This window comes from Mucilaginibacter sp., from assembly GCF_036383575.1.
Taxonomy (GTDB): domain Bacteria; phylum Bacteroidota; class Bacteroidia; order Sphingobacteriales; family Sphingobacteriaceae; genus Mucilaginibacter.
In genome coordinates, this window is sequence record NZ_DASVOB010000288.1 from 1 (window position 1) to 10,566 (window position 10,566).

The following is a 10,566-nucleotide window of genomic DNA, read 5'->3' on the forward strand; positions in this document are numbered from 1 at the left end:
AGATCGAAACAAAGCCGGCTAACAAAATCATAAACGCGCTTCAAAAGGGATCAACGCAATCATCGCAATCAAAAAACCAGCGGTGACAAATCAGCGGTGCATTATGTCACCATTTCTTAAAATTGCTTCATGCCACTGACAGCTTGACCGCTTTGCAGCTATGGCAGGATACTTGATTGGCACTACTCGCTATGAAATTTAACGATATGTTGAAGAAAAAGAAGAAAGAAAATACGGATAATACTGAAAATATAAACGAAGTGAATAAAGAGCAACTACAAGATGAAGGGCAGGAACAAGCCCCGGTAACAGAGGCTACAGAAACCCAACAGGAAACTGCTGCTGCACCAACAGCCGAAGAAAAGCTGAAAGACGAACTGGCACAGGCTAATGACAAGTACTTGCGTTTATATGCCGAATTTGATAACTTTAGAAGGCGTACCATTAAAGAACGCGAGGAAGCCCGCAAAACCGAAGGTAAAGACGTGATTGTGGCTTTATTGCCTGTACTCGACGATTTTGAACGCGCACAGCGTGCCATGGATAAGGCTACCGAAGTTGCTCCTGTTAAAGAGGGCGTTACTTTGATCCAAAATAAGCTAAAAAACATATTAAGCCAAAAAGGCTTGAAAGAGATGCCATCAATAGGCAATGCCTTTGATGCCGACCTGCATGAAGCTATTACCAATATTCCGGCACCTACAGACGACCTTAAAGGCAAGGTAATGGACGAAATGGAAAAAGGCTATACCCTTAATGACAAAGTGATCCGCTTTGCCAAAGTGGTAGTTGGAGCGTAACTGATTCCGGATTTGGGACTTTCAATTTCGGATTTATCCATCAATGAACGTCCATCCTGATCTTACACAATATTAATACAATAACAAATCCGAAATTTGAATTTCGGAATCCGAAATTTAAAACATTATGGCTAAGAGAGATTATTACGATGTGCTTGGAGTTGCTAAAGGAGCAAGTGCTGATGACATAAAAAAGGCATATCGTAAAATGGCTATTAAATATCACCCGGATAAAAACCAGGGCGATAAGGAAGCTGAAGAAAAATTCAAGGAAGCTGCCGAAGCTTACGAAGTACTAAGTACGCCCGAAAAACGTCAGCGGTATGACCAGTTTGGTCACGCGGCCAACGCATCGTCGGCAAATGGCGGTGGTTACGGTGGTGGCGGCGGCATGAATATGGACGACATATTCAGCCAGTTTGGCGATATTTTTGGCGGCGGCAGTCCGTTTGAAGGCTTCTTTGGCGGCGGTCGTCAAAGCGGTGGCGGCGGCAGGCGCGTTGCCCGTGGCAGCAACCTGCGCATTAAAGTGCGTTTAACCCTTGAAGAAATTGCCAACGGCGCCGAAAAGAAGATCAAGGTTAACAAACAGATCATCTGTAAAACCTGCGACGGCAGCGGCGCAAAGGATAAATCATCGTTCCAAACCTGTAAAACCTGCGGTGGCTCGGGAGCCGTACGCAGGGTAACCAATACTATTTTGGGTCAGATGCAAACTACCAGCACCTGCCCTACCTGTAACGGCGAAGGTTCAACCATACTGTCAAAATGTACCGTTTGTCATGGTGATGGCGTTGTTCGCGGTGAAGAACTGATCACCATACAGGTACCTGCGGGCGTAAGCGAAGGAATGCAACTGAGCATGAGCGGCAAAGGTAACGCGGCCCCACGTGGCGGTGTTCCCGGCGATCTGATCATCCTGATTGAAGAAGTACCTCACGAAACACTTAAACGTGATGGTAACAATGTGATCTATGACCTGCATGTAAACTTTGTTGATGCTACTTTAGGTACATCTGTTGAAGTACCCACTATTGATGGCAAAGCCAAGATAAAAATTGATCCAGGAACACAAGGTGGCAAGATTCTGCGCCTGAAAGGTAAAGGTTTACCAGAAGTAAATTCATACCATCGAGGCGACCAGTTGGTTCACATCAACATATGGACACCAAAAGCGCTAAGCCGCGAAGAGCGCGAGATATTGGAAAAATTACAAAGCTCCCCTAACTTTAAACCCAATCCGGGCAAAAACGAGAAAAGTTTCTTTGAACGGATGAAGGAATATTTTGAATAAAACTTAAGGCTGAAAGCCGAAAGCCCGGAGTTTTAACAACTTCGGGCTTTTTAGTTTCCTACATGTTCAGGTGTGGGTCTCTAAGCACATTCAAACGTGGATGCCCCTCTAAGCACGTTCAAGCGTGGACGCTTGAACGTGCTTTTTAGCAGACGCTTCAACTTACATTATATCACCCCGGCCTTTTCCAGCTCCACCTGCATCTGCTGCTGCAAGCTGAGCGCTTCGGCACGGGCGGCATCAGCAAAATCTTCGCCATTGCTGGCATATAGTATTGAACGGGATGAGTTTACAATTAGGCCGCAATCTTTAGTGATACCATATTTGCAAACCTCCTCCAGACTTCCGCCCTGTGCACCCACTCCAGGTACCAGTAAAAAGTTATCGGGTGCGTATGCACGGATGTTGGTGAACTCGGTGCTTTTGGTAGCGCCTACTACATACATGATCCTGTCGGCACCGGCCCAGGTATTGGCTTTTCTTATTACATTTTCATATAAGTAGCCATCACCTGTTTGCAGGTATTGAAAATCCTTACTCCCAACCGATGAGGTAAGCGCTAAAATGATGACCCATTTGCCATCATAGGCAAGATAAGGCGTAACACTGTCGTTACCCATATAAGGTGTAATGGTGATAGCATCAAAGCTCATTCCGCCCGATTGCTCGTCAAAAAATGCTTTGGCATATTTATCGGATGTATTGCCGATATCACCACGTTTGGCATCAATGATGCTCAAGCAATCTTTAGGCAAGTATTTATACGTGTCAATTAAACTTTGCAGTCCTCTTATTCCATAAGCCTCGTAAAAAGCGGCATTAGGCTTATAGGCTATACAGAGGTCCTGCGTAGCATCAATGATCCGTTTGTTAAATTCAAGTATGGGATCGGGATATGATCTTAAAAATTCGGGAATCTTGTTGATATCGGGATCAAGCCCAACACATAAAAACGATTTCTTCTTTTTGATCTGTTCAATTAACTCCTGGCGAGACATCATCAGCGGCTGAATAATATTTTAATTGTCAAAAAAACTAAAAATTTGGCTTATGTGTTCTGATATAGGTGATATTTATTTAATTAATTTGAAATTAAAGAATAATTGTTTACACTTGCATCGTTTTCCATTGAATTTTTCTTGCACTAAAGAAACAATTTAAATCACCACGCTTTTTATTATCACTTTCATATAATACTTGCATGGGTTTGGATGTTTACTAAAAACAAGGTTTCAAGATCAATTTCTTTCAATTATAGCCTCATATGTTTTTACATGTGCTCAAAGCTTTAACACTTGCATAGAAATTTTTGCCGTTTGAAAACACATTACAATTAAAAAATCCCATTGAACTATAATTCATATCATGTCTGATAAAATTGAATTGAACGACAAACTCGTTTCTGAGTTGCGCGAAATTGCCAGAAATTTAGGTATTGCTGAGGCCGACGAACTACGTAAAGCTCAGCTTGTTGCCCGCATTATTGAACAACAACAGCTTATTGAAGCCGCCAGGGCTCAACAAAACCTTGTTGAATCAAACTATACACCAACTCCCGCTCCAGGCGAAGAACCTGCCGAAACCGCCGAAAAACCCCGCAAAAGGGCCCGCGTTATAAAAACTAAAGATTCATCAAAACCACGTGTTGAAGTTCCATTGGACGATACCAATCTTTTTGATGCGCAAGATGATGAGCCATCACAGGAAGACCCGGAAACTGAAGCTCCTGCTGTAGCTGCAGAAACAGAAGCTCCGCAGGCAGGCGAAACGGTAACACGCACAGAAGAAGTTGTTCCGGAAGCCCGCCCGCAAAAATTTGAGCGTAGGGTTAACAGCAATCAAAATCAGCAAAAAGCACAGGAGATCCCAATCAATCTCGACTTTGATAACGTTATTGTAAACGAAGGTGTTTTGGAAATTATGCCTGATGGTTACGGTTTCCTTCGTTCATCTGACTACAACTACCTTACCTCTCCCGATGATATTTACGTTTCACAATCACAGATAAAATTATTCGGCCTTAAAACAGGTGATACTGTGAGAGGCAGCATCCGCCCTCCAAAAGAAGGCGAAAAATATTTCCCGCTGGTACGTGTTGAGGCCATTAATGGCCGCATCCCTGCTGAAGTACGTGACCGCGTTCCTTTTGATCACTTAACGCCACTATTCCCATCAGAAAAACTGAGCCTGTTCACTGATCCGAACAATTATTCAACCCGTATCATGGACCTGTTTTCGCCTATTGGTAAAGGTCAGCGTGGTTTGATCGTGGCACAGCCAAAAACAGGTAAAACCATGTTATTAAAGGATGTGGCAAATGCGATAGCCAAAAACCATCCCGAAGTATACCTTATTATATTACTGATTGACGAGCGCCCTGAGGAGGTTACCGATATGGCCCGCAGCGTACGCGCCGAAGTTGTTTCATCAACCTTTGATGAGCCGGCTGAGCGCCACGTAAAAATTGCCAACATTGTGCTTGAAAAAGCCAAACGTATGGTTGAGTGCGGTCATGACGTAGTGATCCTGTTGGATTCAATCACCCGTTTAGCCCGTGCTTATAACACTGTTGCCCCGGCATCAGGTAAAATATTATCAGGTGGTGTTGACGCTAACGCACTACACAAACCTAAACGCTTTTTTGGTGCAGCCCGTAACATAGAGGATGGCGGTTCATTAACCATCATCGCTACTGCCCTTACCGAAACCGGCTCAAAAATGGACGAAGTTATTTTTGAAGAATTTAAAGGTACCGGTAACATGGAGCTGCAACTGGATCGTAAATTATCAAACAAACGTATCTTCCCTGCTATTGATATCACTGCTTCAAGTACACGTCGTGACGACTTACTGCTTGACCGTGAAACACTTCAGCGCATCTGGATCCTTCGTAACCACCTTGCCGATATGAATTCGCAGGAATCAATGGAGTTTTTACAGGCTCAAATAAGAGGCACAAAAACTAACGAAGAATTTCTGATTTCGATGAATTCGTAATATTTTAGCGATAATGAAGTTATAGGTAAGTAGAATATTATTTGTAACTTCATTATTACTTAATAAATTCATGATAACTTCATGGCGAAATGAAGAGACGCGTTAAAAAACACCTTCCTAATGCTATTACCTGTGCCAACCTGTTTAGCGGTTGTATAGGGATTGTTTTCGCCTTTCAGGGTAACCTGGTAGTGGCTGCTTATGCCATTTTCCTTAGCTCGATATTTGACTTTTTCGACGGACTTGCATCGAGGGTTTTAAACTCATACTCGTTTATAGGTAAAGATCTTGATTCGCTGGCCGATATGGTAAGCTTTGGCGTATTGCCTTCTGTTATCATGTACGAGTTATTTTTACAGGCCCCGCAAATAAATGGAGTAAGCCAATTATTAAACTTTGTGGCATTCTTACTGCCCGTATTTTCGGCATTAAGGCTGGCTAAATTTAATAATGACACAAGACAATCGGATAGTTTTATAGGCCTGCCTACCCCGGCAAACGCTATACTGATAGCATCATTACCTTTAATAGTGCAACAGTACGATGCTTTGGCACATTATATCTTAAACCCATACTTTCTAACAGTTTTGGTTTTAATAATGTGTACGCTGCTGGTATCAGAAATACCGTTAATGTCGCTTAAATTTAAGAACCGCGACTTTAACAAAAACATTTTCCGTTATCTACTGCTCTTGTTTTCGGCAATACTCATACTATTCTTTAAATTTGTGGCCGTTCCGGTGGTTATATTTATTTATATCACCTTATCTCTAATTCAAACAAAACTCACAAATGACAAAGTTCCAGGCTGAAATCGACGTAATGCCAAAAAAAGAAATACTTGACCCACAAGGAAAAGCAGTAACCGGTAGCATGAAAAACCTTGGTTTAGCCGAAATTCATAACGTGCGCATTGGCAAACATATTACGCTTGAAATAGAAGCCGAAAATACTGAAGCCGCCAGCGCCAAAGTTGACCAGGCCTGCAAAAACCTATTGGCTAACCTGATCATGGAAAGCTATACTTTTAAAATAGAAGCTGTTTAAGGTTAAAGGCGAAAGGTAAAAGCTGAAAGATTTTTTATCTGCGTAAACAATTAAAAACTTTATAAAATATAAAAGGCAAGAAGTTTTTCTTGCCTTTTGCTTTATGTATAGCATCAGGGTAATCCCCTAATCCTAAAAATCATGGTTCTTCTTAAAGATTCGCTTCCTTCTCGGCTTTAATTTCCTTTAAAGTGATCAGGTTTGCCGATACCATGCTGTTTACCTGGTTAAACTTTTCAAATATCTCAGTTGGGTTTTCGCCACCTGCTTTGCAGGCTAATTCAACTTCCTGTATAGTAGCCTGACTTATGGGCATACCAAAAAAGCCAAGGTTGGGTTTTAATTTATGAGCAGCCTGTGCGGCCAATGCCCAGTCCTGGTTATTTAATGCGCTGCTGATAGTATTAAGTAATTCGGGCGATTGCTCAAGGAACATCCCTATCGAGTCGACAATAAAATCGTCGCTCCCATCAGCAATCTCGTATAAAAAAGAAAGATCAAGATCCTGATCTGGTGAAATATCTGCCATTATAAAAGCTTTGTGTTTATTCAAAAATATGCTTTTTTACGATTAAGTTATCCTTTAGTTCATCCTTTAGCTGCAAAATATTTTTTTTAAATACCGGATGAATAAGATCAGGAGCTATCTCGGCCAAAGGGATCAGCGTAAAACTGCGTTTATATAATTCGGGGTGAGGTACTACGAGGTTAAAATCATGGATCACTGCATCGCCATAAAACAAAATATCAATATCAATAATGCGCGATCCCCATTTAACCTCCCGCTTACGTCCCATTTGCAGCTCGATCCCCAATATTTTCTCCAAAACATCCTGTGCCAAAAGATCTGTTTGCAGCATCAGCACCTGGTTTAGATAGTCGGGCTCATCGGTTTTCCCCCACGACTGGGTTTCATAAACCGACGACGTAAGCTTAACCGGGGCAATCTGGGCCGAAATAGATTCAATTGCCTGTTGCAGAAATAATTCGCGGGTACCGAGGTTACTCCCCAGTAATAAAAAAACATCAATCATGTTGTAACAAATATAATGGAAACCGCTCTTAGCATTATACGGCACCTTATTACTAAGTTTGCATAGTTAAAAAGATTTATAACATTAATGAAACAATTCTTCAAATTCGTTCTGGCCACTATTGTAGGGGTAATAATTTCGGGGGTTATAATAGGTGTTGTAGGGGCCGTTCTCGTTATCGGCCTTATCGCATCGGCCGGCAGTGACAAAACGGTAGATGTTAACCCCAACTCTATTTTATACATGTCGCTTAAAAATCAAATAACAGAGCGCAGCCCCAACAACCCACTTGCCGGTCTGGATTTTTTAGGATTGAGTGAAGATAAATCAATCGGGTTGAATGATATCCTTGCCGATATTAAAAAGGCCAAAACCGACGATAATATTAAAGGCATATACCTGGATGAAAGTTATATGACCGCCGGCCAGGCCACTACCGAAGAGATCCGCAATGCACTTATCGACTTTAAAAAATCAGGCAAATTTATCATAGCCTACGCCGAAGTATATACCCAGGGCTTTTACTACCTGGCCTCTGTTGCCGATAAGGTTTATATTAACCCTAAAGGAATTTTTGAATTTCACGGCTTTAGTTCGCAAACTACTTTCCTGAAAGGCGCGCTGGACAAATTAGGTATTGAAGCACAGATCATTAAAGTTGGAACCTTTAAAAGCGCGGTTGAGCCTTTGTTCCTTACTAAAATGAGTGATGCCAATAAGCTACAGGTTACCTCCTACTTGGGCTCATTATATGATCATTTTTTAACCGGCATCAGCAAAAGTCGTGGTGTTAATAAAGACTCATTATTTACGTATGCAGATAACATGCGCATCCAGTTCCCGGAAGATGCCTATAAATTAAAGCTGGCTGATGGTTTAAAATATAAAGACGAGATCCTTGACGATTTGAAAAGACGTACTGGTACCGATTTAAAAGATGATCTGAAAAGCGTTGACCTAAGGGATTACGCCAAAAGCAAAAGTGATGATTCGGACGATAAGGCCGATGATTCATCATCAAAAAACCGCATTGCCATTGTTTATGCATCGGGTGATATTACCGGCGGCGATGGTGATGATAACAACATTGGCTCAGAAACTATCTCAAAAGCATTACGCAAAGCCCGTTTAGACGATAAAGTTAAAGCCGTGGTACTGCGTGTAAATTCTCCGGGAGGCAGCTCGCTGGCATCGGATGTGATCTGGCGCGAGGTAAAACTCATTCATGCAAATAAACCGATCATTGTTTCCATGGGCGATTACGCTGCATCTGGCGGTTATTACATTTCCTGCGCTGCCGATTCTATCATTGCTCAGCCCAATACCATTACTGGCTCTATCGGCATCTTTGCCGTATTACCCAACATGCAAAAGTTGTTTAACGATAAGCTGGGTGTAACTTTTGACGGTGTAAAAACCGGTAAATATGCTGATCTGGGTGATATCAGTCGCCCGCTGAGCCCAGAAGAACGCTTGATATTACAAAACAGCGTAAACCGTGGTTATGATGAATTTACAAAAGCAGTAGCCGAAGGTCGCGGTAAAACACAAGCTTATATTAACAGCATTGGCCAGGGTCGTGTATGGACTGGTGAACAAGCCCTGAAAATTGGCCTTGTTGACCGTTTAGGAAACATAAATGATGCCATTGCTTCGGCTGCTAAAAAAGCTAAGATCAAAACTTATAGCATTGTGAACTACCCTGAGCAAAAAAGCTTTTTCAACAAAGTGGGCAGCGGCCTAAGCGCCGAAGTACAAACCCATATGGTAAAAAACGAGCTTGGAGAAAACTACCGTGTTTACCAGCAAATAAAAGGCATCACCCAAATGATGCGCACCCCACAGGCCCGCCTGCCTTACGACCTGGTGATCAAATAAAATTTCATTAATACATTAATTTTGATTGTGAAAAGCTGCCTGAATGGGTAGCTTTTTTTATATTGAATAAGAGACCGTCATTGCGAGGAACGAAGCAATCCCCGATTGGCAGATCCGCCCTGTATAGTTCGCGATTGCTTCGTTCCTCGCAATGACGGTTGCTGTAAACATCTTTAAGATATAATATCCCTACCCCCTCTTTAAATAAGCGTTCGGCACATTTTTCGGTACATAATCAATTCCGTAAGCATGTTTTATAAGCAGGCTCACCACCTCCATAATCGTTTGCTCTTTACGATGAAATTGCGGCAGCAAGCCCATCATGGCATAACTTATAGGATTTACGGCAGGAATAAACGTTTCCCATTCGTAACCCCTGCCCCAGATCAATCCATTAACAGTAATATACAGATCAGCCCCGTTTTTTAATAGAAAGTGAAGCATATCAACAGAGCTGTTTCCGTTTTGATTAACAGTATGAAAAATAGGCGTATGCCCGCCGAAACCATGTTCATCATAAGCGGCCCTGGCATTCACATCGGCACTATGTTTCAAAAGTAATTTGGCACAGGCAAGGCTGTTATATTCGGCACAAAAATGCATCAAGGTGCCTCCGGTAAGCGGAGTATAAGTGTTATTATACAAGGAATAAGTTTTGTTGATAACTGAAGCATCTGCCGCTATTGCTTCCTTCAATTTCTCCTCATCATGGGCTAAAACTGCCAGCAGCGCTTTATCTTCGTATTCAAGCCCCGCATCAATAAATGCCTGCACACAATCTTTAAACCGTGGACCACGGGCGTACATTTCAACCATCATAGTAAAAACCGGCATGCCATCATGGACTTCATTCGGGCTACCGCCATTTTTAAAATATGCCTTAATCTCATCAACAGCATGAGTTTCGGCAGCGTAAAGAATGTCGGTGTAATTTGGCATGATACTCTAATTTATTTACAGATGACGATTGGCCGCAATAAAATCTTCCAGCCATATAATTATTGATAACATATTTACCTCAATCGCGTCATTAACCAATTTAACAAATTGATCCGGGATCCATGCATACAAGATCCGTCCGGTATTATTCCTTGATAAATAAAACCAGGTATCAACCGGCGGACAATCATTATAATCAATAAGTCCATCCGATTCATCTTCTGAGGCCCCGTCACAGATAACACTATCAATTTCAGCAACCAGTATCTTCCCTTTAAAAGTGGTTGCTGGATTCACCAATTGAATTACTTCCTTTTTATAAGCAATTTGCCTTTCAAACAAATCACTATATAAAAATTCGTTCTTTTCATCTAACGGGTCAATACTCCAAATTACCTCAGTTGAACCCTTTGCAAAAGATAGTCTCCTAACATTATCAAAAGAGAATAACTTCCGGCCATTATATTCCGGGTTGAAGCTTCGCAAAATTTGGGCTACCGAAGAATCGCTGTTTTGCAGTTACGTTTCACAGTATTGTTGCGTTAAAAAAAGATTTTGATCAAACTCTTCCTGATTT

Annotated in this window: 11 protein-coding genes; 6 read left to right on the forward strand and 5 right to left on the reverse strand. The window is 41.9% G+C overall.

Annotation, left to right across the window (positions count from 1 at the left end; genetic code table 11):
- Positions 1 to 191: 191 nt before the first annotated feature.
- Both VF500_RS09975 and dnaJ read left to right on the forward strand, forming a co-directional pair.
- Complete coding sequence (locus tag VF500_RS09975) at positions 192 to 800, forward strand: nucleotide exchange factor GrpE (RefSeq protein WP_330859534.1); 609 nt, start codon at positions 192 to 194, stop codon at positions 798 to 800.
- A 127-nt stretch (positions 801 to 927) separates the two neighbouring features.
- Positions 928 to 2,094, forward strand: coding sequence for a molecular chaperone DnaJ (dnaJ, locus tag VF500_RS09980; RefSeq protein WP_121229735.1), 1,167 nt, complete (start codon positions 928 to 930; stop codon positions 2,092 to 2,094).
- A 167-nt stretch (positions 2,095 to 2,261) separates the two neighbouring features.
- Here the strand turns inward: dnaJ and pyrF are convergent, their stop codons facing one another.
- A complete protein-coding gene (pyrF, locus tag VF500_RS09985) occupies positions 2,262 to 3,092 on the reverse strand; it encodes an orotidine-5'-phosphate decarboxylase (RefSeq protein ID WP_330859543.1) in 831 nt (276 codons plus the stop codon).
- A gap of 367 nt (positions 3,093 to 3,459) precedes the next feature.
- On the opposite strand from pyrF, the gene rho reads away from it, so the two are divergent.
- The 3 genes from rho to purS all read left to right on the forward strand — a co-directional run bounded on the left by rho (position 3,460) and on the right by purS (position 6,138).
- The gene (rho, locus tag VF500_RS09990; protein WP_330859535.1) at positions 3,460 to 5,091 is read left to right on the forward strand and encodes a transcription termination factor Rho; all 1,632 of its coding nucleotides are present in this window, start codon (positions 3,460 to 3,462) and stop codon (positions 5,089 to 5,091) included.
- An 89-nt stretch (positions 5,092 to 5,180) separates the two neighbouring features.
- Positions 5,181 to 5,903: a CDP-diacylglycerol--serine O-phosphatidyltransferase gene (pssA, locus tag VF500_RS09995; protein WP_330859536.1), complete on the forward strand. Its 723-nt coding sequence runs from the start codon at positions 5,181 to 5,183 to the stop codon at positions 5,901 to 5,903.
- Positions 5,904 to 5,913: 10 nt separating this feature from the next.
- Complete coding sequence (purS, locus tag VF500_RS10000; protein ID WP_330859537.1) at positions 5,914 to 6,138, forward strand: phosphoribosylformylglycinamidine synthase subunit PurS; 225 nt, start codon at positions 5,914 to 5,916, stop codon at positions 6,136 to 6,138.
- 151 nt (positions 6,139 to 6,289) lie between these two features.
- Here purS and VF500_RS10005 read toward each other — a convergent pair whose 3' ends face one another.
- Together VF500_RS10005 and folK are read right to left on the reverse strand one after the other, a co-directional pair.
- Positions 6,290 to 6,691: an Hpt domain-containing protein gene (locus VF500_RS10005; protein WP_330859538.1), complete on the reverse strand. Its 402-nt coding sequence runs from the start codon at positions 6,689 to 6,691 to the stop codon at positions 6,290 to 6,292.
- Complete coding sequence (gene folK, locus VF500_RS10010) at positions 6,684 to 7,172, reverse strand: 2-amino-4-hydroxy-6-hydroxymethyldihydropteridine diphosphokinase (protein ID WP_330859539.1); 489 nt, start codon at positions 7,170 to 7,172, stop codon at positions 6,684 to 6,686. Before folK ends, VF500_RS10005 begins: the two co-directional genes overlap by 8 nt.
- Positions 7,173 to 7,259: 87 nt before the next feature.
- Between folK and sppA the strand changes: the two genes are divergently transcribed.
- Positions 7,260 to 9,050: a signal peptide peptidase SppA gene (gene sppA, locus VF500_RS10015; protein WP_330859540.1), complete on the forward strand. Its 1,791-nt coding sequence runs from the start codon at positions 7,260 to 7,262 to the stop codon at positions 9,048 to 9,050.
- Between the two features lie 189 nt (positions 9,051 to 9,239).
- Here sppA and VF500_RS10020 read toward each other — a convergent pair whose 3' ends face one another.
- Positions 9,240 to 9,989, reverse strand: a complete 750-nt coding sequence (locus VF500_RS10020; protein ID WP_330859541.1) for an ankyrin repeat domain-containing protein — start codon at positions 9,987 to 9,989, stop codon at positions 9,240 to 9,242.
- A gap of 15 nt (positions 9,990 to 10,004) precedes the next feature.
- Positions 10,005 to 10,475: a hypothetical protein gene (locus VF500_RS10025; protein ID WP_330859542.1), complete on the reverse strand. Its 471-nt coding sequence runs from the start codon at positions 10,473 to 10,475 to the stop codon at positions 10,005 to 10,007.
- Positions 10,476 to 10,566: the final 91 nt, after the last annotated feature.